The 26,396-nt window shown below is 58.6% G+C and carries 24 protein-coding genes and 3 pseudogenes; 16 read left to right on the top strand and 11 right to left on the bottom strand.

What is annotated here, in order from left to right; genetic code table 11:
- The first annotated feature begins 47 nt into the window (after positions 1-47).
- Positions 48-419 carry a response regulator gene (locus tag RWK44_RS29440; protein ID WP_221954842.1) on the top strand — a complete coding sequence of 124 codons (372 nt, stop codon included), beginning with the start codon at positions 48-50 and terminating at the stop codon, positions 417-419.
- Positions 420-1,013: 594 nt separating this feature from the next.
- Here RWK44_RS29440 and RWK44_RS29435 read toward each other — a convergent pair.
- Positions 1,014-1,228: pseudogene (locus RWK44_RS29435) on the bottom strand (glycosyltransferase family 4 protein); the annotation flags it as partial.
- 209 nt (positions 1,229-1,437) lie between these two features.
- Between RWK44_RS29435 and RWK44_RS29430 the strand changes: the two are divergent.
- Positions 1,438-1,611, top strand: a pseudogene (locus RWK44_RS29430) (ISNCY family transposase); the annotation flags it as partial.
- A gap of 390 nt (positions 1,612-2,001) precedes the next feature.
- On the opposite strand, the gene RWK44_RS29425 reads toward RWK44_RS29430, so the two are convergent.
- The 6 genes from RWK44_RS29425 to groES all read right to left on the bottom strand — a co-directional run bounded on the left by RWK44_RS29425 (position 2,002) and on the right by groES (position 8,150).
- Positions 2,002-2,133, bottom strand: coding sequence for a hypothetical protein (locus RWK44_RS29425; protein WP_260687084.1), 132 nt, complete (start codon positions 2,131-2,133; stop codon positions 2,002-2,004).
- A 105-nt stretch (positions 2,134-2,238) separates the two neighbouring features.
- Positions 2,239-4,449, bottom strand: coding sequence for an amylo-alpha-1,6-glucosidase (locus RWK44_RS29420; RefSeq protein WP_221954840.1), 2,211 nt, complete (start codon positions 4,447-4,449; stop codon positions 2,239-2,241).
- Between the two features lie 9 nt (positions 4,450-4,458).
- Complete coding sequence (locus RWK44_RS29415; protein WP_221951404.1) at positions 4,459-5,553, bottom strand: glycosyltransferase family 4 protein; 1,095 nt, start codon at positions 5,551-5,553, stop codon at positions 4,459-4,461.
- An 87-nt stretch (positions 5,554-5,640) separates the two neighbouring features.
- Positions 5,641-6,060, bottom strand: a complete 420-nt coding sequence (locus RWK44_RS29410) for a hypothetical protein (RefSeq protein WP_131661875.1) — start codon at positions 6,058-6,060, stop codon at positions 5,641-5,643.
- A gap of 94 nt (positions 6,061-6,154) precedes the next feature.
- Positions 6,155-7,783, bottom strand: a complete 1,629-nt coding sequence (groL, locus tag RWK44_RS29405; RefSeq protein WP_025398003.1) for a chaperonin GroEL — start codon at positions 7,781-7,783, stop codon at positions 6,155-6,157.
- Between the two features lie 52 nt (positions 7,784-7,835).
- Positions 7,836-8,150: a co-chaperone GroES gene (gene groES / locus RWK44_RS29400; protein ID WP_003551321.1), complete on the bottom strand. Its 315-nt coding sequence runs from the start codon at positions 8,148-8,150 to the stop codon at positions 7,836-7,838.
- A gap of 273 nt (positions 8,151-8,423) precedes the next feature.
- Between groES and RWK44_RS29395 the strand changes: the two genes are divergently transcribed.
- From RWK44_RS29395 to RWK44_RS29380, 4 genes and pseudogenes are all read left to right on the top strand, one after another.
- On the top strand, positions 8,424-8,696 hold the full coding sequence (locus tag RWK44_RS29395) for an usg protein (protein WP_025398002.1): 273 nt from the start codon (positions 8,424-8,426) through the stop codon (positions 8,694-8,696).
- Positions 8,697-8,791: 95 nt separating this feature from the next.
- Positions 8,792-9,082 (top strand): hypothetical protein, encoded by a 291-nt coding sequence (locus tag RWK44_RS29390; protein ID WP_077978122.1) that lies wholly within the window; start codon positions 8,792-8,794, stop codon positions 9,080-9,082.
- 258 nt (positions 9,083-9,340) lie between these two features.
- Positions 9,341-9,616, top strand: a pseudogene (locus tag RWK44_RS29385) (DnaJ C-terminal domain-containing protein); the annotation flags it as partial.
- 323 nt (positions 9,617-9,939) lie between these two features.
- Positions 9,940-11,493 carry an MFS transporter gene (locus RWK44_RS29380; protein ID WP_077978124.1) on the top strand — a complete coding sequence of 518 codons (1,554 nt, stop codon included), beginning with the start codon at positions 9,940-9,942 and terminating at the stop codon, positions 11,491-11,493.
- A gap of 352 nt (positions 11,494-11,845) precedes the next feature.
- Here RWK44_RS29380 and RWK44_RS29375 read toward each other — a convergent pair whose 3' ends face one another.
- Positions 11,846-12,949 (bottom strand): TauD/TfdA family dioxygenase, encoded by a 1,104-nt coding sequence (locus RWK44_RS29375; protein WP_077978125.1) that lies wholly within the window; start codon positions 12,947-12,949, stop codon positions 11,846-11,848.
- Positions 12,950-13,711: 762 nt separating this feature from the next.
- Positions 13,712-13,894, bottom strand: coding sequence for a hypothetical protein (locus tag RWK44_RS29370; protein WP_025397998.1), 183 nt, complete (start codon positions 13,892-13,894; stop codon positions 13,712-13,714).
- Positions 13,895-14,198: 304 nt separating this feature from the next.
- On the opposite strand from RWK44_RS29370, the gene htpG reads away from it, so the two are divergent.
- The 3 genes from htpG (at position 14,199) to RWK44_RS29355 (ending at position 17,091) form a co-directional block, all read left to right on the top strand.
- A complete protein-coding gene (gene htpG, locus RWK44_RS29365) occupies positions 14,199-16,088 on the top strand; it encodes a molecular chaperone HtpG (protein WP_316029823.1) in 1,890 nt (629 codons plus the stop codon).
- 532 nt (positions 16,089-16,620) lie between these two features.
- The gene (locus RWK44_RS29360; protein ID WP_260685698.1) at positions 16,621-16,746 is read left to right on the top strand and encodes a hypothetical protein; all 126 of its coding nucleotides are present in this window, start codon (positions 16,621-16,623) and stop codon (positions 16,744-16,746) included.
- A 99-nt stretch (positions 16,747-16,845) separates the two neighbouring features.
- Positions 16,846-17,091: a hypothetical protein gene (locus tag RWK44_RS29355; RefSeq protein WP_025397996.1), complete on the top strand. Its 246-nt coding sequence runs from the start codon at positions 16,846-16,848 to the stop codon at positions 17,089-17,091.
- Between the two features lie 304 nt (positions 17,092-17,395).
- On the opposite strand, the gene RWK44_RS29350 is transcribed toward RWK44_RS29355, so the two are convergent.
- On the bottom strand, positions 17,396-18,121 hold the full coding sequence (locus RWK44_RS29350) for a Crp/Fnr family transcriptional regulator (protein WP_003551279.1): 726 nt from the start codon (positions 18,119-18,121) through the stop codon (positions 17,396-17,398).
- 66 nt (positions 18,122-18,187) lie between these two features.
- Positions 18,188-18,517, bottom strand: a complete 330-nt coding sequence (locus tag RWK44_RS29345) for a DUF6894 family protein (protein ID WP_316029822.1) — start codon at positions 18,515-18,517, stop codon at positions 18,188-18,190.
- Between the two features lie 1,661 nt (positions 18,518-20,178).
- Here RWK44_RS29345 and RWK44_RS29340 point away from each other — a divergent pair.
- The 7 genes from RWK44_RS29340 to ftsH all read left to right on the top strand — a co-directional run bounded on the left by RWK44_RS29340 (position 20,179) and on the right by ftsH (position 26,142).
- Positions 20,179-20,652: an Hsp20 family protein gene (locus tag RWK44_RS29340; protein ID WP_003551284.1), complete on the top strand. Its 474-nt coding sequence runs from the start codon at positions 20,179-20,181 to the stop codon at positions 20,650-20,652.
- 82 nt (positions 20,653-20,734) lie between these two features.
- Entirely contained in the window at positions 20,735-21,244 is a 510-nt protein-coding gene (locus RWK44_RS29335) for an Hsp20/alpha crystallin family protein (protein WP_077978128.1), read from the top strand.
- Positions 21,245-21,315: 71 nt separating this feature from the next.
- Positions 21,316-22,071: an ETC complex I subunit gene (locus RWK44_RS29330; RefSeq protein WP_077978154.1), complete on the top strand. Its 756-nt coding sequence runs from the start codon at positions 21,316-21,318 to the stop codon at positions 22,069-22,071.
- A 9-nt stretch (positions 22,072-22,080) separates the two neighbouring features.
- On the top strand, positions 22,081-22,416 hold the full coding sequence (locus RWK44_RS29325; RefSeq protein ID WP_143529434.1) for a DNA-directed RNA polymerase subunit omega: 336 nt from the start codon (positions 22,081-22,083) through the stop codon (positions 22,414-22,416).
- Positions 22,417-22,428: 12 nt separating this feature from the next.
- A complete protein-coding gene (locus tag RWK44_RS29320; RefSeq protein ID WP_168336857.1) occupies positions 22,429-22,794 on the top strand; it encodes an SPW repeat protein in 366 nt (121 codons plus the stop codon).
- Between the two features lie 93 nt (positions 22,795-22,887).
- Positions 22,888-24,273 carry a DegQ family serine endoprotease gene (locus tag RWK44_RS29315; RefSeq protein ID WP_077978130.1) on the top strand — a complete coding sequence of 462 codons (1,386 nt, stop codon included), beginning with the start codon at positions 22,888-22,890 and terminating at the stop codon, positions 24,271-24,273.
- 12 nt (positions 24,274-24,285) lie between these two features.
- A complete protein-coding gene (gene ftsH, locus RWK44_RS29310) occupies positions 24,286-26,142 on the top strand; it encodes an ATP-dependent zinc metalloprotease FtsH (protein WP_206117019.1) in 1,857 nt (618 codons plus the stop codon).
- Positions 26,143-26,396: the final 254 nt, after the last annotated feature.

Genomic DNA, 26,396 nt, shown 5'->3' with positions numbered 1-26,396 from the left:
CTAGGCCGATGCGAGAGGTGCTCGCGGTTGGAGCGGAGAGCGTTGAGATGTCAGATGTCGGCGCGGCGGTTCTTGTGGTTGAGGATGAGGTTCTCGTCCGCTTGGCCATTGTGATGTCGCTCGAGGACGAGGGGTTCACGGTCTTCGAAGCCTCTGACGCGGACGCTGCGATAGAAATTCTGAATGTCCACCGAGAGATCCGGTTGATGTTCACCGATATAGACATGCCAGGGTCAATGGATGGTCTTAAGCTTGCTGCTGCGGTACGCGACCGGTGGCCGCCCGTCCAAATCATCGTTACATCGGGTCATCATGACCTAAGTGACGAGGTCCTGCCGGTCAAGGGCCGGTTCTTCAGCAAGCCATATGATCATAGCCGGGTTATCAGCACCGTGAGAGAGATGGTCGCCGCGGCCTAGATCGGCGCCTGAACCTCAACAGCCAGACCGCTTTCCCAGGGGGCGTTGTGGGCTCACCCGCAGAAGGGTTGGCGTAAACCAAGAACGGGTTGCAGCCATGCTCATTGCATCCGCGCGCGCCGCCGCGGCGGCAACTCCGGCGCCGGTTCACCGAACCGCCGCCGGTCTACCAACAGGGCATACCTCATCAGCCAGCCGCCGGGCTAGCTCAGGACGTGCGTCTGTGCCGCCGTAACCGGGACGGTTCCCGTGGCACTTCAAAGCGCGACCGCAGGCGAGGTAGAGGCGGCATCATCGTGTGGAGCTCGCTGCAGCCTCCTCGGTGCGGTGCAAGACAATGAAATGCCGTCGGGGAACACGATAGCCACCCGCAGGTTAGCCAAGCGATGAAGGATAGGGGCATTATCAAAGCTGGGGATTGAATATGAGTTCAGTGATGTCGGCGGTCGCGCTGCTTTCGGCGGCCTTGGTTCTCCTTCACCCTACGCGCTGGTCGGCGGCGGGGGCTTGCGCCTTAAACGCCGTCGCGTCGTTGCACGGATGGTGGGGCCTCATCTTCAACTGATCTCTGCCGCTGACCGCTTCTTCCGGTTGCGGCAGGGGGTCCTTGACGGCGGGATTGAGCCGTAAGGCGACATCCGAGCATAGAACAAGCTTGGCGTCGGTAACGGAATCGCCGCTGGCAAAGAGGGTCACGTCGTGGCCCTGGGCGACAAATTCTTCGGCGAGATAAGAAACGATGCGTTCGGTTGCCCGTAGAGCTTGGGCGGAACACTTTCGGCAAGCGGTGCGATCTGAGCGATCTTCATCGGCAAAACCTCCTCAAGAGAGTAAAGAGTCGTCGGCCAAAATCATCTCCGCGCCCGTCAGGACGGCACGCGGCAGGTGCGAATGTTCATGTTTTAAACAGCTCGCGGCGTCCTCCACGTCAGTTACCGTACAGGCCAAGCGCCTTGAACAGGCTTGCTGGTGTTTGTCGCGGGTAACTCTTGAGGAAGGTCCCGGAAACGGAAGAGCTCCGCCCCGCCGGCCCGGCCAGACAGATCATATGTTCGGCATTCGCGACGGCAGCACGAGCAACGGATATCAGAAGCGGGGGCGCAAGCCGGGTAAACGGAAGGACTTCATGAGCGATCCGGACGTAATTGCTAAGCGACAGAAAGCTCTGGCTCGTATGGAGGCTGCAGAATGAACGGTGGCGAGCATATCTAAAAGCTAAAGCCGAAAGGGTGCATCTCACCCGCCCCCGCTCCTCCCTTGCAACCCGGCCCAGCCGGTCGGATCGGGGGCTGATCCGAAGCGCAAGTGTCGCGTTTCTAATTGGCTGGAACCGTCGCGGCTCTAACCAGCCTTGACAAACTTTCCTTTCGGCAGCTGGCGAAAGTGAGAGGTAGGTCGGCGGTTCGAACCGGTTCAAGACCGCCGTAATCTCACTTCCTGGTCACGCCGCTCACCCGTTTGGTCAAAAATCCTCCACGGGCCGTCGCCGTTGGCGGAACTCGGCTATTCTATTCAAGCGATCCAGGAGCCGTGCAACCGTTAGCCCGATCAACAGCAAGAGCGGAGCAGCAGGCCGACCAAATCACCGGCTCGTTCCGACGAGCGCTCCAGCGACGGAGGCCGCAAGTGTGAGCAGCAGACCACCGATCGCGCCGGCGGCCACCGCTGCGATGAAAGCGGATATCATAAGCAGGACATAGACAATACTAAGCATACGCTTCTCTTGCGGCGAAGGCGAAAGCGAGTACATCCGGGGGCGAACTTTGGTCAGGATGCGCCCGCAGGCGAGTCTTGTCCTATTGCTCTCATTGCAGCCTGCTCATGAGGTTGACACCACCTTGATATCGCCCCGGCGTTCGATGACGTCGACGACCACATGCCGCCCCGATCTGCACAGTGCGACGTCAACCGAGCAATTCGAAAGCCGCAGGTTCCGCAGCATGACATCCTCCAGGAAAGATGGCAGGATAGGCTCGCCAAAACTGACCTGCCGACCATGCGGGTCGAAGTCGAGGCCCAAGCACGATTGCAGCAGTGACAGAGGAGCCGCTGCTGCCCAGGCTTGCGGAGCACAGGCAACCGGATAGAAGGTCGGCCCCTGAGCCCGCTGGCGCGACATTCCGCACAAGAGTTCTGGAAGTCGGCGCAGGTCGATATAGGTCGACGCAGCGAACAATCCCTCGAAGATCCGCGCCGCTTCAGCGCGGTAGCCGTAGCGTGCAAGACCGCTGGCGATCATGGCGTTGTCATGCGGCCAGATCGAGCCGTTGTGATAGCTCATCGGATTGTAGCGGGCCTCGGTCGAGGGAATGGTCCGGACGCCCCAGCCGCAGAAGGAAGAAGCTCCCATCAACGTGCGAGCGACCACTTCGGCCCGTTCCGGGTAGGCAATGCCGGTAAACAATGAATGGCCGGCATTAGAGGAGCGAACCCGGCAGGGGCGCTTGTCTCCGTCGAGCGCCAGTACGTAGGTGCCAATCTCCTCGTCGAAAAAACTGATGTCGAAGAGACGGCGCAAGCCTTCTGCTCTTGCAAGGAATTTCGCCGCCCGCTCGGGCCGCCCAAGCCGTCTAAAAATCTCGGCTCCCGCCTGCCAAGCGCCATAGACGTACGCTTGAACCTCAGCAATCGCGATTGGCCCTTTGGCAAGCATTCCGTCAGCATGGAAGACAGAATCGTGGCTGTCCTTCCATGCCTGGTTGATCAGCCCTTCTTCGGTCAGCCTCCCATACTCGACGAATCCGTCTCCGTCGCGATCGCCGTGCTCGTCGATCCAGGTCAGCGCCGCCTCGATATTGGGCAGGACAGTTTCGAGGGTGGCAAGGTCGTCGGTCCGCTCGAGATATTCCCCTGCCAGCATCACGAACAGTGGCGTCGCATCGATGCTGCCGTAATAGCGGCGGAAAGGAACCTCGCCGAGCTCGGCCATTTCGCCGTAGCGCACCTCGTGCAAAATCTTGCCGGGCTCGGCATCCGCGGCCGGATTGAATTCCGTCGCCTGATTGGCCGCCAGATGGCAAAGAACACCGCGCGCAATCTCCGGGTCTAGCCACAAGGTCTGGAGGGCTGTGATGAGGGCATCGCGGCCGAAGACTGTGTTGAACCACGGGATACCGGCATAGGGATAAGGGCCCTCCGGCGTGTCCGTCATCAGCATGTACAGGTCGGAGACACTGCGTCGTGCCACCTCGTTGAATATCTCGTTCGACGTGACAATCGACGCCGCACGCGAGGACGACGATCGCAACGCGCGGCGGGCGTCCCTGAGAGCAAGGAAAAAGGAAAGGTAGTTTGATTCACAGGCTTCCGCTTGGTCGCAGCCGACCTCGATAAACAGCGATCGGGTTTCGTGGGGTGCAAGGCGAAGATCATAAACGGCAAGATCGCTGGCCAACCTAGCAGGAACGGGGTCGAAAGACAGACGCGTCGTGCGTTTTCGTAGGTCGAGTCCCAGGTAGGAAATAAGTATGCTGCCCGTCTCGATCACGGCTGGGAGAGAGCGCCCCTTCCTTGCCCTGACGGTTCCCCGGACCTCGAAAAGGTCGGCGAAATCCGCCCCAAATACGATCTCGATACGGACTTGCTGGGGCCGCTCGTCATAGTTCTTGACTGTCAGCCGCTCATAGCAGCGGCTATTCCAAAGGAAGCGGGTCCTGCGCAGATGGATAAGGTCATGCGCGAGGGTAAGCTTGCCATTGTCATCGAAGAGGTCCGGATTGGTGAGGTCACAGGTCAGCGTCGCGTTATCGTCACGGAGTGACGACGACAGCAGGATCGGCCGCTTGCCGTTGATCGTCAGGGAGAGGTGCGAGAGATACCTCGTGTCCCGGTGAAACAGGCCTTCCGGGCTGCCGGGTCCCGAAAGCGCGTCGCCGTTATGGTCGAAGACAGCGAAAGTATCGCCGTGTTTCAAGGTGCGCGGCCGCCGCTCCTGCAGCGAAGCGGTGGCCGGAATGAAAAACTGCGCAACAGGCGACGACTGCGTTGATTTCGCCGGCACCCCGTTGGTGGTTGTCAGCGCGATAGACATGGCTTCTCCCTATGCGACGACTTGCAGATCAGGAACCGTCCTGTTGGGCCGGCGCATGCGTGCGGCCTCGGTGCGCCCCCCCGGAAGACTGCGATAGATATCGAGATAGTCGGACGCCATGCGCTTTGCCGAGAAACGCTTCTCAAAGGTCTCGCGCACTTTGCGGCGATCCATTCGCAGCGCCCACTCGATGTTTTCCACCGCTTCCGTGACAGTATCGACGATGATGCCGGAGAGCCCGGAGTCGACCACTTCAGGCACCGAGCCGCAGTTAAAGGCGATAACGGGGGTCCCGCATGCCATGGCCTCGATCATGACCAGCCCAAAAGGCTCAGGCCAGTCGATGGGGAAAAGCAGGGCACCCGCATTGCCGAGAAATTCCGCCTTCTGATGTTCGTTGATCTCTCCGATGAACTCGACATTCGGATGGCTCTTGACCATCGGCTCGATGACCGTTTGCCAATATGCTTTGTCAGCATCGTCGATCTTTGCGGCCATCTTCAGCGGCATCCCTGCTTTCGCGGCGATCTGGATGGCCCGATCGGGTCGCTTTTCTGGCGAGATGCGGCCAAGGAAAGCGAGATAATTGCCTTTTGGCTGCGCGGTGAAGGGCAGGCCATCCGCAGCAAGCCCGTGATAGACCGTTCCCACCCATTTGACCGGCGGCATCGGGCGACGCTGGTCATTGGAGATCGACACCAGCGGAATATCGGGAAACGCCATGTAGAAGGGCCTGAGGTCCGGCAGGTCCAGCCGCCCGTGCAGCGTCGTGACGGTGCGGTCGGCAAAATCGCGGATCAGCGGGAAATGCAAGAGATCGATATGAAAGTGCAGGACGTCAAATTCGTGCGCCCGGCGGCGGACCTCTTCCAGCATCACCACCTGATGCGGCAGGTGGTCCTTGACGGCCGGATTGAGCCGCAAAGCGACGTCCGAGCACGGCACCAGCCTGGCATCGGTAACGGAATCGCCACTGGCAAAGAGGGTGACGTCGTGACCCTGCCGAACCAGCTCGTCGGTCAGATATGAAACAATACGCTCGGTGCCGCCGTACAGCTTGGGCGGGACACTTTCAGCAAGTGGCGCGATTTGGGCGATCTTCATCGGCAAAACCTCCTCAATTGAGCAAAGAGTCGACGGTAAAAATCAGATCCGCATCCTCGGTAAGGCATGCGGCAGATTAGGCGGTTTCTACATTTCCAATGGCTGCCGGCGGCGGTCTCCTTTCCAGTAGCTACACAGGCCGAGGCCACCGAGCCGGCGTGCTTGTGGTCTGCGGCGATGGCCACTCTGGACGTTGCAGGCAGCTGATAACCCTTGCTCTCCAGTGCGCATATCGTCCTCGTCCAGATATTTCAGCGCTTGGATGATCTCGTCATAGGAGACCGCTTCAGCCGTGCCAGGGTAAAGTCGGAGGGCGGGTATGGATTCGATCGCGAACATATCGGAGGCCCACGAAGCAAGAATGGCCCGCTTCTCTTGCTTGCTAATGTCCCCGGCGGCAAGCACGTCCCGCGGGTGATTGAAATGCCTGGCCGGATGAAGCAATTGGGCGGCACTGATGGCCGCAGTGGGTTGCTCCGGAAGGGCGTTGTCGATGTCCTTTCTCATAGTTGGCTCCATTGATGTTGCTCGACGGAACGGGTGATAGGGAAATGTGAGGGAAGGCCCGCGCTGGCGGACTGCGCGAGCCTTCCCGTCGGCCTTAGAAGTCCATGCCGGCGCCAGCGGGTACCGCCGGAGCGGCGTCCTTCTTCGGCTTCTCGGCGATCATGGCTTCGGTCGTCACCAGCAGACCGGCGACCGAGGCGGCATCCTGCAGCGCGGTGCGCACCACTTTGGCAGGATCGATGACGCCCTGAGTGTAAAGATCGCCGTATTCGCCGGTCTGGGCATTCCAACCGAAGGAGTGGTCAGTCTTTTCGCGCAGCTTGCCGACGATGATTGAACCTTCGGCTCCGGCGTTCTCTGCGATCTGGCGGACTGGCGCCTCGATCGCGCGACGGACGATGTCGATCCCGACACGCTGATCGTCATTGGCCGTGGGAAGACCGTCCAGCGCCTTGGCCGCACGCAGCAGGGCGACACCGCCGCCCGGCAGGATACCTTCCTCGACGGCAGCACGGGTGGCATGCAGCGCGTCATCGACTCGGTCTTTCTTCTCCTTCACTTCCACTTCGGTGGAACCACCGACACGGATCACGGCCACACCGCCAGCGAGCTTGGCAAGGCGCTCCTGCAGCTTCTCGCGATCATAATCGGACGTCGTTTCTTCGATCTGGGCACGAATCTGCGCCACACGGCCGTCAATCTCCGACCTGGAGCCGACACCATCGATGATGGTGGTGTTTTCCTTCTCGATCGCCACCTTCTTGGCGCGGCCGAGCATCTCAAGCGTCACGTTTTCAAGCTTGATGCCCACGTCTTCGGAAATGACAGTGCCGCCCGTCAGGATCGCGATATCTTCCAGCATGGCCTTGCGGCGGTCACCGAAGCCAGGCGCCTTGACCGCAGCGATCTTCAGGCCGCCACGCAGTTTGTTGACGACAAGTGTTGCGAGCGCTTCCCCTTCCACGTCCTCGGCAATGATCAGCAGAGGCTTACCCGATTTCACCACAGCCTCCAACACTGGCAGCATTGCCTGGAGATTGGAGAGCTTCTTCTCATGGATGAGAATATATGGCTCTTCGAGCTCGACCCGCATCTTGTCCTGGTTGGTGACAAAATAGGGAGACAGATAACCGCGGTCGAACTGCATGCCTTCGACGACTTCCAGCTCGGTCTCGGCGGTCTTGGCTTCCTCGACGGTGATGACGCCTTCGTTGCCGACCTTTTCCATCGCCTCGGCGAGATATTTACCGATCTCCTCGTCGCCATTGGCTGAGATGGTGCCGACCTGGGCTATTTCGGAATTGCTGGTGATCTTGCGGGCATTCGCCTTCAGTTCCTTGACGACGGCGTCAACGGCAATGTCGATACCGCGCTTCAGGTCCATCGGGTTCATGCCGGATGCCACCGCCTTGGCGCCTTCCTTGACGATCGCCTGGGCAAGAACAGTCGCGGTGGTGGTGCCGTCACCGGCCAGATCATTGGTTTTCGATGCCACCTCGCGCAGCATCTGGGCGCCCATGTTCTCGAACTTGTCTTCCAGCTCGATTTCCTTGGCGACGGAAACGCCGTCCTTGGTGATGCGTGGTGCACCGAACGACTTGTCGATGACGACGTTGCGACCCTTCGGGCCGAGCGTCACCTTCACGGCATTGGCGAGAACGTCGACACCGCGCAACATGCGTTCACGGGCATCGGTGTTGAATTTGACTTCTTTCGCAGCCATTTGTTCACTCCTTCAATAGGCAGCTTTTTGACTGATAAGCGGAGCGCGCGCCTTACGCGGCCTGCTTCTTTTCGGCCTGGGCGTCGATGATGCCCATCACGTCACTTTCCTTCATGATCAGCAGGTCTTCGCCATTGATCTTGATCTCGGTGCCGGACCATTTGCCGAACAGGATGCGGTCACCGGCCTTGACGTCAAGGGCCTGAATCTGACCGGCGTCATTGCGGGCGCCGGACCCGACGGCGATGACTTCGCCTTCCTGCGGCTTTTCCTTGGCAGTATCAGGAATAATAATTCCGCCTCTGGTCTTTTCTTCGGATTGGACCCGGCGGACGAGAATGCGATCGTGAAGCGGTCTGAACGACATGTTTTCCTCCATGGACAAACAAGATGACGTTAATCCCCGAGCCGGACCGGATGACCAGTTCGGGCGGGTGCGAAGCCTCTCTGAGCACTTCGCGCAGAAAATTTATTTTCGAGATTTTCCGATTTCAAGAGGGTCTTGAAGGAAAATTAGCACTCTCCCGCGGCTGCTAACATGCTGGAACGGAACAATAAATGAAGTCAAAAGTTTGCAAATTGATTGATGACACAGCGGACTTGCGTCATCCTTCCGCCCGTTATGAAAAGGAGATGAAGCATGCAGTTTTCTTCGGATCTTGAGCGGCAACTCAACGGTTATGGACTCACCACAGCGCATATCCTTTATCGCGTTCCCGATTTCGAAACCGTCCTGCAGACCTATGTCTGGCAGGACTACGATCTGGCGCCGGATTTCCCCCACATGCAGAAGTTCCTCGACTATTGGCAGGCCAATCTCGATGGGCCTCTGCACTCAGTCCGGTATACGCATCAGCGTCTCGTCGGTCCGAACGAATGGCGGCGCGTCGACGGCGAATTCAAGCTGCACTGACTGTTGAATGCCGATTTTTCTCTTCCTAATTCTCCGGGCGATCGAGGCTCGACGAGCTCGGTCGCTAACGAACGTCTGTTTAGAGTGAGACGGATATGGAAGAGCAGATCGGGAATATAGGGGACCTCAGCATCGAGGAACGGGAAGACGTCTTCGTCGACGTCGCTACTGCCCTCGAGGGCACGGCACGTGAAGCCTTTGTTGAAGGTAACCGCCACTTAGCAGCGCTTTCCGCCAATATGGCGCAAGCGATCCGCGTCAACGCCGATGAGCTGGCGCGCGACGATTTGAGAAATACCAAGCGCATTTTACAGCAAGCAGCCGCCATGATTTCGCAGTTCAACGCGACGCACCCGTATCGTATTGTCGGTCACGCCGTCCACTAGGCGCTGCTTCGTTGATCCAGGCGCAGGCCTGGGCGGTTGCTCTGAAGTGCAAGAGCGCGGCGGCGGTAAGAGCTATAACGAACGGGCGTCAAAATCTTTATCCAGGGCGGCACGCAAGCGTTGCTTCACCGCTGGAGCCTCGTTGCCCACAGCCGAGATGAGGTCGCGCGCATGATCATGCGAAGACCGTGAAGCTGATCGACGAGATCCATGATGACGTCGATGCCGGCCTCGTTGACGTCCACGCCGTTTGTCAGGCACCGCTTCTTCACCCGCGACGGTGACGACATGCGCCTTGAACTGCCAGTCCCGCTTAGCGAAGCCGTGCTCAGAGGCAAGGTACGTGTGACGACACCCTCCGGTGCCGTTGATCTGGCGCTGCCGCCCAATTCCAGCAGCGGCAAGGTCTTGCGCATCAAGGGCAAGGGTGTGCCGCGCGGGAATGGCGGCGCCGGCGACGTCTATGTGACTTTGAAGATCGTGCTGCCCAACGGTCCCGACGAAGAGCTAGCCAGCTTCATGAAACGTTGGTGAAGCTGCGCTCAGCCAATTTCACTCGGTGGGCATTCGCCTGTCGAGTTTGAATCAGTGAGGAGTTGGCTTGCCTCGCGATACCCATCTACTTTGGCCGTGTGATGCCTCGCCTTTTACACGTCAAGCATACTGACCGCCTCGTTTTTCTGACCCCACATGTCGACATTCAGTGAGTGAATCGGTTCAGCTGGAAAAATCCCCCATCCGCCCAGTCGTGCTGCGTCTGGCTGGCTTGGGCGCATCTCGAACCCGGCGCTCCAAGGTTGGAGCGTTGCCATTTATCATCGGGCACGTCACATTGCCGCCGCTACAGGAGGAGTTCGATGCACACTGGAAGCGCCAAAGCAGACCGGAACCTTGCCGGACGCAGGGAATGGATCGGCGTGTGCGTGCTCTCGATTGCCTGTCTCATCTATTCGATGGATCTGTCCATCCTGTTCCTGGCTATTCCTGCGATCGTCGCAGATCTCGACCCGTCGGCCTCCGAACTCCTTTGGATCAATGACATCTACGGCTTCATGGTAGCCGGCTTCCTGGTTACGATGGGCACGTTGGGAGATCGGATCGGTCGTCGCCGCGTGCTGCTGATAGGAGCCGCCGCCTTCGGCGTCGCCTCGGCGCTTGCGGCCTTTTCTACTACCGCACAACAGCTCATCGTGTCGCGGGCGTTCCTCGGCATTGCCGGGGCGACGATCGCACCTTCGACATTGTCTCTGATTGTCAACCTATTCACCAATGAGGCGGAGCGTAACCGTGCCATCGGCATTTGGGGCACCGCTTTCGCCCTCGGTGGCCTGATCGGGCCGCTTCTAGGCGGCTTTCTGCTGCAATATTTCCACTGGGGCGCTGTTTTTCTCATCAACATCCCAGTCATGTTCATCCTGCTGATCGCAGCTCCCATCCTGCTACCGGAATACAAGAGCGAGGACGGCGCCAGGCTTGACCTCCTGAGCGTACTACTGTCGCTTGCTACCGTGCTGCCAATCATCTACGGCTTCAAGCACGTGGCCGCAGACGGTTTTGACATTCGTCATCTACTGCCCATAGGCGGCGGGCTCGTTGTCGGCTGGCTGTTCTTGCGCCGTCAGAAAACCCTGCCAGATCCCCTGATCGATCTGAAGCTCTTTGCTCTGCCCGCCTTCACGGCCTCGCTTCTGGTAAACCTTGCCGGGATGTTCTTCGTGTTCGGCGTCTTTCTCTATCAGAACCTGTTCCTCCAGTTCGTGCTTGGCCTCACACCGCTCGAAGCGGCCCTCTGGTCGGTTCCCTCGTCAATCGTCTTCACAGTCATGTCCTTGCAAGCCTATCGGTTCACCAACCATTTCGGCCCGGTCCGCACCGTATTGCTGGGCCTGGTGATAAACTCTGCGGGCATGTTGCTTATGTCGGTCGCCGCCTATTGCGAAAGCCTATTCGGAGTTCTCGGCGCAACCATGGTGATCGCCGTCGGTTTCGTGCCGGTCGTGCTGACGACAACCGGCCTAATCGTCGGAAGCGCGCCGCCCGAAAATTCGGGCTCCGCTTCGGCGATTTCAGAGACAAGTGCCGAATTCGGAGGCGCGCTCGGCATCGCATTGCTCGGCAGCCTCGGCACCTTGATCTATCGCATGCTGATGGCCGGGGTGAATGTTGCCGGGCTCGATGCCGCTGAGAGGGCAGCGGTGAAAACGACGATCGGTGGCGCCGTCGAAACCGCAAGGGCGCTTCAAGACAGCGCTGTCCCGGCCTGGCTCGAAGCGGCCCGCCAGTCTTTCTCAATAGGCTTTGCTAGCTGTTGCCTACTTGCGACGGTGACGCTGCTCGTGCTTGCGGTCATGGCCCGAAAGATCTATGCCCGCGAAAATATCGATGAGCAGACCGTTGCGTCTGCCCATTGAGAAAAAAAGTCGTTACCTCGCCTCCACCCCGTAATCGGGCGTTGTCGAAGAGTCCGTGGTCATTCAATAGTTCATGAGTCGCATTACGCTGCAACGGCTGCTTTTTCAGCAACTTAAGGTAAGTGGTCGGCCTGTCGCCGGTTCACATTGGTTCAAGACGGCCACCTGGCGGATAGCTGTGCCCGCGGTTTCGTTCCTATCAAGAGCTGTACGCATGCCAAGCGCTATGCACCGCGGGGCCGGTGGCAATTGAGTAAGCGTGGGAGGGTCATGACGTCATCGAGCCCGCAGTCGGCCGCCGCCTGGCTGTTCGCGATTGTCGGTCTTTGTGAGAATGGGTCGGCGCAACCGTTCATGTTTGTTCCGCCAACAACCTGATCCGGCTGTCGAACTCGCCACGGTCGACATAAAAGCCCTTGAGCAGCCGGTGACCTGTCATCGGATCGAAAGCGGTTCGGCCATGTAGGATCCGCCTGTTGTCGAAGACGACCATCTCTCCAGGCTTCATTTTGAATGTGATGATATTGGCCGGGTCACGCGTCTCCGCCATGAACCTCCGGTAGGCGGCATAGTAGTCGGCCATCACGGTGTCGGGTATATCGAAGCTGTCCATGAGATGGGCGCTGTAGCGGACATCGAAAACGCGGTCCCGCTCATCGACGCTGACCATCGGTCTGTGCACGCGAATATCATACTGGCGATCGTGGAAGCGGTACGGAATTGGTATCGACGTCAGCAGCCGAAACGCCTCGGCGTCCTTGCGGCGGACCTTCTCGGCAATCATGTAAGCGTCCGCGAACACGGACTCGCCGCCTTCCGCGCCGTTCCGCACACAGTGAAGGAACTGGTATCCCGGCGGCATTTCCTGGTTCGGAAGGTCGGTATGAAGGGGCAAGGCGTGCGAGGTGTACGCAAGATTGTTGGGATCGGGAATGGTCTCGACACGGAAAGTCAGGCCGAAATTCGTGCGCCTCAGAAACCCGATGCGTTCCCCGAGTGCCACGCCTGCTTCCTCGTTATCATCAAGTCCGGTGACCACCGAAAGACCGTGCCTCTTTGTGCTGCAAAGCCATTCAAAGAAGACGCGGTCCTCCGAGAGATCGTCGACGGACACTTTGGGAATCTGTAAGTCCGCTTCCCAGATCTCGGCGGCTATATCGGCGGGGTCGGCCGCGCGTACACCCGGGCGATGGTTGTAAAGCCAATCAGCGGCCAGTGTCGTTCTGTCGTTATCTCCTCGCCAATCGATGTGAACGGCGTCGCCATCGAGCGTGACCGCTTCGGCTGTCAGGTCGAGCGGCACGGACAGCAGATCGAACTGCCGTTCACCGGTCTGTGGGTGGAAGCCCTTTTGGTCGTTGTCACGCAGGAAAAGGTTTGGATAGAATGACGTGGTGCCGTCAATCCAATGCACGGCGATAACGCGTTCTCGCGCTTCTACACGTTCGATATTCATGAAATTTCTCCGTCGGTTTCAGGATCGCGTATGAACCCGAAATTCCGACGGCGGCGGCCACCAGCCCCCGCGCTTGACATATCCGTATGTGGACACAAGCAGCTTCATGGAACGATTGTTAATCCTCCATGCGCGCGAGGACAATAGATTTTGCGCGATCGTCGTCTGACTCGGTCGAGGACACGATATTCGATTTTCAGCTAGGAGGCACGACCCCCGGTAAACGCGTCTATGAACTCAGCGAATGTCGGGGCCAGCACCTTAACGTCATTTTGCCAGGGACCGGCGAACGCAGGCGGTCTGACGGCTCTTTCGCCCAACGTGGGAGGTTACGTTTGACGAATGTCCTGTCGACAGCGCTCTGCTGAGGCAGAGGGAACTAGGAGGGGCGGGGACAGCAAGCTCAGTCAAATCGACAAGGAGCCGTGCGCGTTGAAGTTGTTAAGATAGCTAGCACCCATCAGATTCATTACACTCGGAATCGGAACAATGATTCAAAACCTTGAAGTCATCGGTGACTGGGGCGCGGATTCGAATCCGTTCAGGACCGTAGACTTACCATCAATGCAATGCGTCGGAGAAGGCGATTTCGGAGGCCAGCGCAATTTGCCTGCATGAGAAAGTGGCCTCGCCTCGCCGAGACTTAAGCAGCCCTTCCTCCCTGCGTCGATTTGAACATCCAATATCTCGGTCCAACTCGCTCTCAATCACCTTTGGCCCCAATCGCCGCGGGCAGATCGGTTTCGATACGAAACAGATCTATCAGCCGGATCCCGGCGTGACCGTCTCTTCATCCCGCTCCGGCAATGTTCCGGCGCCTGGCGTTTTGCTCTCGTCGGTCAGATGATCTTGAGCATGTGGCCCGGCTTGAGGGTTCTTCTTTGCCTGGTTCAGCTCTTTGTCCGCCCCTTCGATAGCCAACTGGGCCTTACTGTCCTCGTCCACACGCGGCTCCTTTCATGTTTGCTCGATCATTGGGCTCATTACGGCATTAACAAAGGCGCTAGCTGCGAGTTCCCATGATGACTCGGTTGATGAAGGCAACGGCGATGTGTCGGAACACTGTACCGCCACAGTGAAAGGCTACCGCCTTCTGGATCCCGCATTGGCCAGGCAGTTCTCGAAGAGACGTTGCGAGGATTGGCCGGCTCGTGTCTCCATTACGATCAGGGCTGTTCCCACCTTGATTTTTCAAACCTGTTTCGCCATTTGATCGGCGCTAATTCGCTTTCCTGGAGAACCCGAGCACATGACAAAGACTGCAGAACAGACCGCTGAAAGCCACGTCTTTGAGGCCGACGTTGCCCGCCTTCTGCACATGATGGTCCACTCCGTTTATTCGGATAGGGATGTGTTTCTGCGTGAGCTGATTTCGAATGCGGCCGATGCCTGCGAGAAACTTCGATATGAGGCGATCGAGACACCGTCACTCCTTGGTGCTGATGCCGAAAACCGGATCACGCTGACGCTGGACGAAGAAAGCCGGCAGCTTGTCGTCGAAGACAATGGCATCGGAATGGGCCGCGACGAAATGATCGAGGCGCTGGGAACGATCGCGAGATCGGGAACTCGAGCGTTCATGGAGCGAATCGAAGCGAGCAAAGCCGCTGAAGGAGCTCAACTGATCGGGCAGTTCGGGGTCGGCTTCTATTCCTGTTTCATGGTGGCGGAACGTGTCGATGTGGTCTCCCGTCGAGCCGGAACGCAGGAAGCCTGGACATGGACTTCGGACGGCAAGGGAAGCTACAGCGTCAGCCCGGCAACCAGCCTCACTGAAGCTCCATCCCGTGGAACACGTATTGTCTTGCATCTGATGGAGGACGCTAAGCAATATACGGCCCGCTGGACCGTCGAACGCATCGTCAAGGAACAATCCGGCCACGTGCCGGTTGCGATCCGCCTTGTTGAGAAACCGGGCAAAGAGCCAGTTCAGATAACGGACGGCACCGCACTATGGACGAAGCCGAAGAGCGATGTCAGCAAGGAAGAGTATACGGACTTCTATCGTGGCGTCTCCGGCCAGTACGACGAACCGGCGCTGACCGTACATTTCCGTGCTGAAGGCCGGCAGGAATATACGGCTTTGGCGTTCATACCCGGAACGCAGCCTTTCGATATGTTCGATCCCGAACGCAAAGGCAGGATGAAGCTTTACGTCAAGCGGGTGTTCATCACCGATGATGCGGATCTGCTGCCGAGATACCTGCGCTTTGTTCGTGGGTTGGTCGATACCGCCGATCTGCCGCTCAACGTTTCTCGTGAGATGATCCAGGAAAGCCCGATCCTGACGGCGATCCGCAAAGGCATCACCAGCAGGATCGTCACCGCGATAGAGAAACTGGCTGAAAGTGACGCCGAGGCCTTCCTCAAATTTTGGGAAAACTTTGGACCAGTCCTCAAGGAAGGCATCTACGAAGATTTCGAGCGACGCGCCCAGCTCTTGACGCTTGCTCGGTTTCGGACGTCCGCATCGAACGAAGGCTACCGTTCACTTGCCGACTACGTCAAAGATGCCAAGGAAGGCCAGAACGCCGTCTACTATCTGGCGGGCGGGAGCCTGGATCAGCTTAAGGCATCACCACAGCTCGAAGGGTTCCGGGCGCGCGGCATCGAAGTGCTGCTTTTGGCGGACTCCATCGATAGCTTCTGGACGATGAATGCTCCAGACTATGAAGGCAGGGCGTTCAAGTCGATCACGCAAGGTGCCGCGGATCTGGCACAGTTTGCAAAGCTTGATGGCCAGACAATGCAGGAGGGGGTTAACGACAGCGCAGCAACCTTCCTTGCATTCGCCAAGGAAAAACTTGCCGACCAGATTGCCGATGTCCGGGCTTCCGACCGTCTGACGGAGAGTGCGGTCTGCCTCGTGGCGCCCGAAGACGGCTATGACAGGCAAATGGAAAAAATCCTGCGAAACGCCGGTCGTCTTCAAGACGCGGCCAAGCCGATCCTGGAGATCAATTTGCTGCACCCCTTGATCAAAGCGATTGCGAGCGTCGAGGGTGATGCCCCCTACCAGGAGGACGCCGCCTTCTTATTGCTCGACCAGGCGCGCATTCTGGATGGCGATCGGCCAGCAGATCCCCGCCGATTTGCCGAGCGGCTTGCACGGGTCTTTCAGAGGTCGGTGCAGTCGTAGCAACAAGGAGACGTGCGGTGGTCAGGTCCGGCCTCCACCCACGCTCCTCCATGTTCCTGGCTCACCGCCCTCGGCGCCGACGTTCACTTGTCTTGGTATGGCCTTGCGCGTTCTGGACATTTGTGTCTTGACCGTTTCGGCTGCCGCCATCGCAGAACCGCGGAGGGAACCGACACTACCGATTTACTGTCCTTGCGATGGCAGCCTTGGGCGAAATGGCGTGATGCGCGGGCTCCGTTACAACAATGACTACGTGCGGCACGCGAGAAAAGAGCGTTGCGGCACTGTCGCGAGAACTCGAGAACCTGTCGTTTACCGGGGACTGACCCGCCGTCGTCTTCATTAATCCGGAACACGTTGTTGCCGTGCGAGCATTCGAGACCAGCACTGACATCCATGTTGCTGCGCCTCAGAAGGATGGGGCGCCGAGTTATTATCCGGTGAGAGAGGCGATTGAGGAAGTCGTTAAGCTGCTAACGGGTCAGTAATGCCGAGCGGCGGAACTTCCAAACTTCATCTATGTTGTATGGGCATGAGCAACACAGAGCAAAAAGCCACCAAAGGCATGGTCAAACTCGTGCTGACTATCGTCGTCGTCGCGGTAATCATAGCGGTGGCGTATTTGGCTTTCTTCACCGCCGGGACAAGCCTAGGCTGAACTGGCGCAGTGCACCGACACTGCGAAAGCGGCCAGCAACAGCAGTAGCTCGCCCGGCACCGGCCGAAATTTGCTTTGCCTCCGACTGGAGCAGGCGAGATGAGCGATAACTTCAGCGCAAAAGAGACCTTGGCCATATATGGCGAGTGTGCAACCACGATCACATTCGTCAGAGATAGCTTTCTCACTGAGGAAAAGACGTTTCCGACAATGCAAGATGCAATTGATTATCTTCAGGCATTGGACGCTACCCCACTCGGGGTAGTTCTCCACATCCGCGTCCACGGGCGCAACATTCCATTCGACCGCGACAATGTAGCGAAGCTGATGCGGGAGCTTTTGTAGAGCCGGCGTTATTGCGGTAGGACAAGACCTGGGCGGCTGGGCTGGCAACTCTTTCCCTGCTTTAGCTGTTGAAACTGAGTTCTGTTCCCACGCGCTCTTTTTCGTGCGGTCCTCCGCTCGGAAGAGGAATGCATAACCCTGCCAACCAGTAACGCCGAAATCGCGAGGGCGGAAACATACTCACCGATGTCGGGTAAACTTTAGACTACATTCGGCGACAGCGGACGCAGAACCCGCAAGATCCGTCGTTTTTGTTCACGGAGGCTTTGTGGACAGTCCTGGCTGGGAAGTGGTCTACTCGACGTCAAGTGCGTCTGATCGGAAACCCTATGTGCCGTTCATATTCCAGCTCGGGAACGCCGTAGGAGCCGCCTGCCATCTCCTCCAGCTTCGGTCTGTCCAGGATCCGTATATTCCCACGCTTGGCGCTGATGGCTCGCACACCCTCAACGATGTGAATTTCATTGGTAACCCCCGCACGTCGGACGCCAAGCATGAGCGAGAGGAACTGGTGGGTAAGAGGCAGATCAGCGGTCCGCAGCCGGTCGTGGCACATCAACAGCCATCGTGCCAGCCGTTCAGACATGTTGTAGCGGGCATTGGCAAGAGCGGAATGGGCAAGCTGCAAGTCGCAGCAATGCACATATCTGAGAAGCAGGTCGTTGGCCGAAGGAACCCGTTGCGCCATTGAAAGAAGTGCGGATACCGGCACCGAAATCCCATGCCCCTCGACCTGCATGAAGGTCCTGTTCGGCGTTTGGTCGACCTTCTGCAGCACATGAGCCCCTGCCATGCCTTCATATCCGACATGCCCGACTTCCACGGATTCATCATCGGAGTTGGTGGCTACAATCGATGCTAGGCCGCTCTCGAGGAAGTAGACGGTCCCACTTGGCACACCCGGAGAGATCAGTTCGAACTTTACCGGAAGCGCGAGCGGCTGCATCGTCTCCCGCAGCAGATCGAATGCTTCGGGCGCAAGCGCTCTCAGAAGAAGGTTTTGAATGTTTGACTGCGAAAAGTCGGACATGGCTAAGCCTCCGGCGGGATTGCCCCAGATCTGATGTCGAATGGCGAAGCGTCAGCAATGCTTAATTTATGTGGCAGAACGCGTCTTCAGGCCAAGAGGGGCCATGCCTTCTGTGCGGTTTTGACAATTCTGCGATGCGCCGGTCGCAGCGAGAATCACATGATCCACGATCTGGACGGCGGCCGTGAAGGAAAGAACGATGACGGTGAAGCCGCGATCGTCGGTGACGTTCATCAGCCATGCCGAGACGTCAGCATCTTTCAACAGAGCGCCCTTCAACCGCTCCGCTACCGTCTCTACAGCCTCGCGGCGGACGCTCTGGAGGTCGAAATGCTCCGAGCCCACCGTATCCGGAATGGAGATGCCGTCATGTACGTTGAAAAAGTAGCGAGCCATATCTGTTGCTCCTGTACAGGCAAGAGCAACGAGTATCTCCCAGCCATCCGCGCCTGGGTCGATGGCGGATGATGTCCCATCATCGCATGTAATCACGTTCTTAAGAAGGCACCTGACGCGATTGTCGCGGCGCCTGTGTGCGATTGATGGGTTCCAGGACCGGGGCGCATGCTAGACATGTCGGGAATCGGCTCTAAATTTTTTGCTGCGGTTCGGGGCCGCCACCTTTGGAGTCTAGGATGTTCGTGAAGTTGACCGACGGCACGATTACGCGCTGGATCAACATGGATGCCGTGATCCAGATGCGGTTCGATGAGGACAAACACCAGACGGAATTATTCTTGCTCAGAGAGAACGCTAGACTGGTTTTTTGTCGATCAGTCTCCTGAAGAAATCCGAAAGTTAATGGAGGTCGAACTCGAACGGCTATCCCAAATCACAAGCTGGAGCATGGGGGGACCGAATGGCCGCAGACGATGAGCCGTTTACCATCGCAGGCCTGATGCGGGCGTTGGAGGCCGCCCAACGCACAGGAGACAATATGCTTGGGGTTAGCAAGTAATCGCTGGGCGGCCTAGGCAATAATACTCATTATAGCTGTGACCTGAAGCCACTTTGTCCTTCAGAGCGAAATCGTACGATATTTGCTTAATTTTCGATCAGGACTGTGGAGAGAAAGTATTATTTATTGCTCATATCGGAGGCTTATGCAAAGTAGTTTTAGAAACGCCACAAGGCGTTCCTGCCTAGAAATCACCCCGTACCTTAGCCCCGCTTTTGCGGGGATTTTCTTCCCTCGTCACGTTTAAGCTCTGGAAGATCAGTACAAAAGCGCACCGGGAACCTGGCCGGTTCTTTTTTTATTATGTCGGAAGGACGCAACGGTGTTCCTCTTGTGCGACCCCTGACTTGCCCCGCCTCGGCGGGGCTCTTTCTCGGAAAACACGGGCAGAAATCGGTCACCCTCGGCGTCTCCCTCATCCGAGGTGCGCACGTCTGGACAAACCGACCTCCGAAACACGCTAGTGCAATGTCACGCGTTCCGGCTCGGGCGATGGAGATCCCCGTCCGCACCGGGGCAATCGATACCAGTTCATCGAGGGCGATGAACGTGTTTCGTTGATCGCGCGGTTTTGCCGTCGCCACTGAAAGCTAGCCCGGAGGTCTCAGAAGCCACACGCCGGACAGCCCCGACGTCCGTCACCAGGGAATGCTCGGTCTTCACCAGCGGTGTCGGAACTTTTCCGGCTTCGATGCGTTTGGCAGCCGGATCCGAAGGCCTAGCCTTTCGATGATCCCCTTTCCATGTACGCTCACTAGCCCCGCAGGTTCAAACGCGGGGCTCTTTTTGACAGCCTGGTTGGCTGGCGATATCTAGCGCCCGTTCGCCGCCCCCCCGTGACCGTCGGGGCGATGGTTTCTGCGAAAGTCAAAGTAGTACCGCTCACCTCCTGTCCGATAGCATTTACCGATTTCACGCCGGCCGAATAGCACGCCGATCTCATTTTTTCATTCTTAGTGCCCGGCCCCTCTTGAACCGCTAATAGCCTGAATTAAATGATTTATGCTGGTAGCCCAATTGGGACCGGCAAAGTCCAGGAGACGCCGGGTCGCTCTTGGCGTCTCCTTGTATCCATGTTGCTTCAAAGGAGGATATGGCTATGAGGACAAACCTCGATTTCTCTCCCCTGTTCCGGTCAAGCATCGGCTTTGACCGAATGTTAAGTGCGCTTCAAGCCGGGATCGACACCGTCGATAACTGGCCGCCCTACGACATCCTCAAGACGAGCGAGGATGAATACCGCATCGAAATGGCGGTGGCGGGATTCTCCCAGGACGAACTGTCGATGACGCAGGAGCAGAACCTGCTCGTGGTCGCGGGCAGGAAGGCGGATAGCGATGACGACGTGCAGTATCTTCATCGCAGCGTCGCTCAGCGAAGCTTCCAGCGCCGCTTCGAACTTGCCGACCACGTCAAGGTCGAAAGCGCTGAACTCGTCGACGGACTGCTGATCATCGATCTGAAGCGCGAGATCCCCGAAGAAATGAAGCCGCGCCAGATCGAGATCGGAACTGGCCAGGCGCTTCCAAAGTTCGAGACCAAGCAGATCGAAGCTGAGACGCAAGCGGCTTAAGCCTCGAAAGGCACATCGGTGCCGGGCACGCCCGGCGCCGATATGCGCGCTTCGCTGCTAACCAAGAGAAAGGAGAAAAGACATGAGTGTTCGTGATCTCATTCCCTGGAGCGGGAACAACGGCCATAAGGCTCCCAGCCTTTTGCGTGATGACGATCGTGATCCATTCCTGTCCCTGCATCGCGAGGTGAACCGATTGTTCGATGACGCATTCCGCGGCTTCGGTTCCAACTTTCCGTCGTTGACTGGCCGCAGTGGCTTTGGTGGCGGATGGCCGAACGTCGAGATCTCCGACAACGAAAAGGAGATCACGGTGACGGCCGAGGTGCCTGGACTTGAGGAAAAGGACATCGAAGTCCTGCTCAATGACGGCGTGCTGACGCTGAAAGGCGAAAAGCACTCCGAGACCGAGGACAAGGATCGCCAGTTCTCCGAACGCTACTACGGCCGCTTCGAGCGTCGCATTCCGCTCGGTGCGGAAGTCAAGGAAGACAATATCGACGCCCGATTCAGAAACGGCGTGTTGACGGTGACCTTGCCGAAGAGTGAACAGGCGCAGTCGCAAGTCAAGCGGATCGCCATCAAGAGCTAACCAACCAATGAGCGACCGGCGGCCGGCTTTGCGGCGGCCGCCGGCATCCTTCGCCGATAGGGAGGGATATGATGATGGACGTTAACAGAGAGACCCACAACAGAGAGACGCAGAAACCAAACACGGCTGTTTCGGATACGTGGCCAGCAAATGACAACCAGCGGCAGCCTCTGTCATTCGGCCGCTCAGTATTTCCCGAGGGTGCTGTCGCCCGAATCTTCAAGCCATCGCGCTCGGTGATGACGTCAGGCACGCCGCGAACGAAAGGTTGGCAGCTCGTCTTCGAGCGCCGTAGCGCACCGTTCATCGAGCCTTTGATGGGCTATACGGGTAGTACCGACACGCTCCCACAGGTTGAGCTGGAATTTCCAACCCTTGAATCAGCAATCCGTTATGCGGAGCGGCAGGGGCTGACCTACAGGGTGCAGCGTCGGGTGAATAAGCCGGCGGCAAAGCAGAGAACCCGCCGGCGAACGTACCGACCTCATGCCTTCTCCGACTCGACATTGCTACGGCTCGGCCTCGCGGCACGTCAGGAGAGCTACGGACAGGCACTGGACGCCGGGTTGCAGACCCACGATGGTCCCGCAACATGGCCATCGCCTGCTGACGTTGTCTGCGATCGCACGCTGACGCTGCAAGCAAAGCGGACGATCCTGATGAACTGGGCCTGGACGGAGTACCTGATCGACCGGGCAATCAACGAGGGAATGTCTGAGAACGACCGGCCGTCGCGCCTTCACGAGGTCGAGCAGGCACTGCTTGACCTCGAGCGCAACGTCGAGAGGCGAGATCTTCAGCCGACGATCAACCGAGATGCCGCGTGAGGTGGAGCCATGAACCCATCTATCGTCTTCGATTGCGAGAAGATCCTGCCCAACAGGTTCGCGCTGACTATGGCTGCGGCCGCACGAAGCCGCGCCCTTTATCGAGGGGCGGAGCCGAGGCTGGATCCTTCCGATGCCTGCGTCAGCGAACTCGCGCTGCAGGAGATTGCAAGAGGCTCGTTCTCCAGCAGCGAGCTCGCACCCTTTCTGGGCGGACCGGCAGGAACAAAGCGACTTCACTCCGCCGATCCGGCCACTCACCTTCGCGGCAACGGCGAACAATCGCCGCTGCAGCACCCGTCTCCACGCCACCGGAGGCGGTTCAATGATGATGCAAACAAGTGAGGAGAAACGACAATGATGAAATCTCAGTCTTCGAAGGACCGTGCAGCATTCGATATCATCAATATCGTTGCTGGGCTGGCTCTTTTCCTGTCACCCTGGCTCCTCGGTTTCGCAACCGAGGCCTATGCTGCGTGGAACGCCTGGATCGTCGGCCTTGCCATTGCCGTGATCGCCGCCGCCGCTCTCTTCGCATTTTACGAGGCGGAAGAATGGATCAACCTCGTGCTCGGCGTCTGGGCCGTAGTGGCGCCATGGGTTCTGGGTTTCTCGGCGGTGGGCGCTGCGATGTGGGCACATCTGATTGCCGGCATCGTGGTCGCGGTTTTCGCCGCAGGCAGCATCTGGTTTACCCACAACCACCCGCTGTCGACCACCTGAGGCAAAACGAGCGGGCCCGGAACTCCGGGCCCGCTTCTTTGTTTGCATTGGGCTGGGCGGCATTGACCTCCCGTCAAATCCAAGGAGCAAACTATGTTCGATATCCTCCAGGGATTTCATAGGATTGCCGCGTCGGTCGTGATCGCCTTTGCAGCAATCCTGCTTACGATAGCGCCGGTCACCGCGCAGACGCCGGAATCCGGCACCGCTTCGGCGTCACCTCCATCTCTGGCGCCGATGCTTGAACAAGTCACGCCGGCCGTCGTCAACATCGCGGTCGTCTCCCGCGCACCGTCGCGAGACAATCCTCTCTTCAGCGATCCCACCTTCCGCCGGTACTTCAGTCTGCCGCAACAGCAACGACGATCGAGGATGAGCGCAGGATCCGGCGTCATCGTCGACGCCGCAAAAGGCTATGTTCTCACCAATCATCACGTCGTCGATGGCGGCAGTGAGATTTCAGTAACGCTGAAGGATGGACGAGAGCTTTCGGCCAAATTGATCGGCAGCGACAAGGAAACGGACATCGCTCTGTTGCAGGTCAATGCTGCAAATCTTACCGCTATCCAGATCGGGGATTCCTATGCACTTAAGGTTGGCGACTATGTCGTGGCGATTGGCAATCCGTTCGGGCTTGGCCAGACTGTTACGTCAGGCATCGTCAGTGCGTTGGGGCGAAGCGGTCTGAATATCGAAGGCTACGAGGACTTCATTCAGACAGATGCATCGATCAACCCCGGAAACTCCGGTGGTGCCCTGGTGACGCTCGACGGCAAACTGGTCGGCATCAATACCGCAATCCTAAGCCCCGCCGGCGCCAACGTCGGTATCGGCTTTGCTGTGCCGAGCAGTATGGCGGCGACGGTCATGAACCAGTTGATCGCGCACGGTAAGGTGGAGCGCGGTGAGCTCGGCATCGGCATTCAGGATCTGACGCCGGAGCTGGCGGAGGCTCTCGGACTCGGTGACCTCCGCGGCGCACTGATCGCCAACGTCCAGTCGGGCTCGCCGGCTGAACAGGCCGGACTGAAGACCGGAGACGTGGTCACCGCAACCGACGGACGCCCGATCGGTGGTGCGACTGACCTCAGGAACCGCATTGGCCTCATGCCTGCCGGCAGCAAGCTGAGCCTCACAGTGAAGCGCGGCGACGAGGAGAAGGTGATCACGGCCACCATTGCAATGGACGATCGGTCATCCGCAGCTCTCTCCGGCACGCCGCTCGAGGGCGCTATGATGAGGAATGCTTCTGGCGAAGAGGCGCAGCAAGCCGGAGGCTACGGTGTGGTGATCGAAAAGGTGGCTTCCGGCAGCGCGGCCGCCGGCGCCGGCCTTCAAGCAGGTGATATGATCGTCGCGCTCAATAGAGTTCCGGTCGCTTCGGTCACCGAGCTGCAGCGCAGGATCGCCGAAAAACCTGGCGTATTGGCGCTCGAACTAGTCCGTGAGGGCGCGCGACTGCTTCTGGTCGTCCGGTAGGAGTAGACGGCCATGGAGATGAACAGGAAGACGCGCTTCAACATCTGGTACTGGATTATCGCTTTCTTGCTTCTGGCGGCATTCCAGTCCTTTTTCGCGACTACTCACCAGATTGCGCGGATTCCCTACAGCCAGTTCGAGACGGATCTCAAGGATGGGAAGATCGCCGAGGTTGCCGTTTCCGACAATTTTATCCAAGGCCGGTACAAGGAGCCGCAGAATGAGCGCCCCTTTTTCGTCACGACACGGGTCGAGCCCGATCTGGCCGAGCAGCTCCGGCAATACGGAGTAGTCGTGACGGGTCAGATCGAGAGCACATTCCTGCGCGATCTGCTGTCGTGGCTCATCCCCGTGGCGCTCTTTGTCGGCGTCTGGATGTTCATGATCAGGCGCATGGGCGGCGGGCTCGGCGGAGGCCTGATGCAGATCGGCAAATCGAAGGCCAGGGTCTATGTCCAGACCGACACTGGCGTGACGTTCAACGACGTCGCCGGCGTCGACGAGGCCAAGGACGAACTGAAGGAGATCGTTGATTTCCTGAAGGACACGGCGGGTTACGGCCGCCTTGGCGGGCGTATGCCAAAGGGTGTGCTTCTAGTGGGTCCACCTGGAACCGGTAAGACGCTTTTGGCGCGCGCCGTCGCGGGCGAAGCCGGTGTGCCGTTTTTCTCGATCTCCGGGTCGGAGTTCGTCGAAATGTTTGTCGGTATCGGTGCAGCGCGGGTCCGGGACCTGTTTGAGCAGGCGCGCGCCAAAGCACCCGCCATCATCTTTATCGATGAGCTCGATGCTCTCGGCCGCGCTCGTGGGATTGGCTCCATGACTGGCGGGCACGACGAGAAGGAGCAGACGCTGAATCAGCTTCTGGTCGAGCTGGATGGCTTTGATCCCTCCACTGGCCTCGTCTTGCTGGCCGCAACCAACAGACCGGAGGTACTTGATCCCGCTCTGCTGCGTGCCGGTCGTTTCGATCGGCAGGTGCTGGTGGATCGGCCGGACAAGTCGGGCCGACTCCAGATTCTCGGCGTGCACCTTAAGAAAGTGAAGCTCGCGGCGGATGTCTCACCGGAAAAGGTCGCCGCGCTCACACCGGGATTCACTGGCGCCGACCTCGCCAATCTCGTCAACGAGGCAGCCCTGCTCGCCACACGCCGTCGGGCGGAGGCGGTGACGATGGCCGATTTCAATGACGCCGTCGAACGCATCGTCGCCGGTCTCGAAAAGCGCAATCGGCTGCTCAATCCAAGGGAGCGTGAAATCGTCGCCTATCATGAGATGGGACATGCGCTGGTCGCCATGGCGCTGCCCGGCGTCGATCCGGTGCACAAAGTGTCCATCATTCCCAGAGGGATCGGCGCCCTCGGCTATACCGTCCAGCGTCCGATCGAGGATCGCTTCCTGATGACGCGGGAGGAACTGGAGAATAAGATGGCGGTGCTGCTCGGTGGCCGCACGGCGGAATGGATCGTCTTTGGCCATCTTTCGACCGGTGCTGCCGACGATCTCGTTAAAGTTGCCGACATTGCCCGCGCGATCGTCACACGCTATGGCATGACTGACAAGCTGGGGCACGTGGCCCTGGAGAAAGACCGGCGCGCGTTACTGGGGGCTGATCCGCTGTATTACGGTCCGCAGGAGCGCGACTATTCCGATGAGACTGCAGCGAGGGTTGACGAGGAGATCCGCCGGATCGTCGACCATGTCTTCGATGAAACGGTGGCGCTCCTCAGGCAGCGGCGAGAGATACTGGATCGGTCTGCAAGGCTTCTCCTCGAGAAGGAAACTCTCGATGAGCGTGAATTGCAGGTGCTTGTGGACACCGTTGAACAGCCGGGACTCGGCCCGGCCGCAACCCCACCGGTAGCATAACAATGACGCCGCTGATGGCCGGCTCGGCGGAGACTTTTGTTTTCGTTACTTCGATGGGAGCTGAAGTTTTTCCCTCTGCATCACGTCGCCAACCCGGCGCAGCCCAACCTGCAGCCCTCCCACTCGACGGTCTCGCGGTCATCGGCAACGATGCCAACACCCCCGCGGTGCTGAGGGATTGAAGTCGAGCACCGAAAAGCTTGCCAGGAGGTCCGCGCGGCCATCAGGTATCGGGGCCATCTCTCCGATATTGC

Source organism: Rhizobium sp. 25PS6 (genome assembly GCF_032464655.1).
GTDB lineage: Bacteria > Pseudomonadota > Alphaproteobacteria > Rhizobiales > Rhizobiaceae > Rhizobium > Rhizobium laguerreae.
The sequence above is the reverse complement of the archived record's forward strand: the minus strand, read 5'-3'. Positions and strand labels throughout refer to the sequence as shown.

Bases quoted from the DNA above. Each gene is read 5' to 3' on its own strand.
- RWK44_RS29440 (WP_221954842.1), top strand. From the start codon at position 48: ATGTCAGATGTCGGCGCGGCGGTTCTTGTGGTTGAGGATGAGGTTCTC.
- RWK44_RS29425 (WP_260687084.1), bottom strand. From the start codon at position 2,133: ATGCTTAGTATTGTCTATGTCCTGCTTATGATATCCGCTTTCATCGCA.
- RWK44_RS29420 (WP_221954840.1), bottom strand. From the start codon at position 4,449: ATGTCTATCGCGCTGACAACCACCAACGGGGTGCCGGCGAAATCAACG.
- RWK44_RS29415 (WP_221951404.1), bottom strand. From the start codon at position 5,553: ATGAAGATCGCCCAAATCGCGCCACTTGCTGAAAGTGTCCCGCCCAAG.
- RWK44_RS29410 (WP_131661875.1), bottom strand. From the start codon at position 6,060: ATGAGAAAGGACATCGACAACGCCCTTCCGGAGCAACCCACTGCGGCC.
- groL (WP_025398003.1), bottom strand. From the start codon at position 7,783: ATGGCTGCGAAAGAAGTCAAATTCAACACCGATGCCCGTGAACGCATG.
- groES (WP_003551321.1), bottom strand. From the start codon at position 8,150: ATGTCGTTCAGACCGCTTCACGATCGCATTCTCGTCCGCCGGGTCCAA.
- RWK44_RS29395 (WP_025398002.1), top strand. From the start codon at position 8,424: ATGCAGTTTTCTTCGGATCTTGAGCGGCAACTCAACGGTTATGGACTC.
- RWK44_RS29390 (WP_077978122.1), top strand. From the start codon at position 8,792: ATGGAAGAGCAGATCGGGAATATAGGGGACCTCAGCATCGAGGAACGG.
- RWK44_RS29380 (WP_077978124.1), top strand. From the start codon at position 9,940: ATGCACACTGGAAGCGCCAAAGCAGACCGGAACCTTGCCGGACGCAGG.
- RWK44_RS29375 (WP_077978125.1), bottom strand. From the start codon at position 12,949: ATGAATATCGAACGTGTAGAAGCGCGAGAACGCGTTATCGCCGTGCAT.
- htpG (WP_316029823.1), top strand. From the start codon at position 14,199: ATGACAAAGACTGCAGAACAGACCGCTGAAAGCCACGTCTTTGAGGCC.
- RWK44_RS29360 (WP_260685698.1), top strand. From the start codon at position 16,621: ATGAGCAACACAGAGCAAAAAGCCACCAAAGGCATGGTCAAACTCGTG.
- RWK44_RS29355 (WP_025397996.1), top strand. From the start codon at position 16,846: ATGAGCGATAACTTCAGCGCAAAAGAGACCTTGGCCATATATGGCGAG.
- RWK44_RS29350 (WP_003551279.1), bottom strand. From the start codon at position 18,121: ATGTCCGACTTTTCGCAGTCAAACATTCAAAACCTTCTTCTGAGAGCG.
- RWK44_RS29345 (WP_316029822.1), bottom strand. From the start codon at position 18,517: ATGGCTCGCTACTTTTTCAACGTACATGACGGCATCTCCATTCCGGAT.
- RWK44_RS29340 (WP_003551284.1), top strand. From the start codon at position 20,179: ATGAGGACAAACCTCGATTTCTCTCCCCTGTTCCGGTCAAGCATCGGC.
- RWK44_RS29335 (WP_077978128.1), top strand. From the start codon at position 20,735: ATGAGTGTTCGTGATCTCATTCCCTGGAGCGGGAACAACGGCCATAAG.
- RWK44_RS29330 (WP_077978154.1), top strand. From the start codon at position 21,316: ATGATGGACGTTAACAGAGAGACCCACAACAGAGAGACGCAGAAACCA.
- RWK44_RS29325 (WP_143529434.1), top strand. From the start codon at position 22,081: ATGAACCCATCTATCGTCTTCGATTGCGAGAAGATCCTGCCCAACAGG.
- RWK44_RS29320 (WP_168336857.1), top strand. From the start codon at position 22,429: ATGATGAAATCTCAGTCTTCGAAGGACCGTGCAGCATTCGATATCATC.
- RWK44_RS29315 (WP_077978130.1), top strand. From the start codon at position 22,888: ATGTTCGATATCCTCCAGGGATTTCATAGGATTGCCGCGTCGGTCGTG.
- ftsH (WP_206117019.1), top strand. From the start codon at position 24,286: ATGGAGATGAACAGGAAGACGCGCTTCAACATCTGGTACTGGATTATC.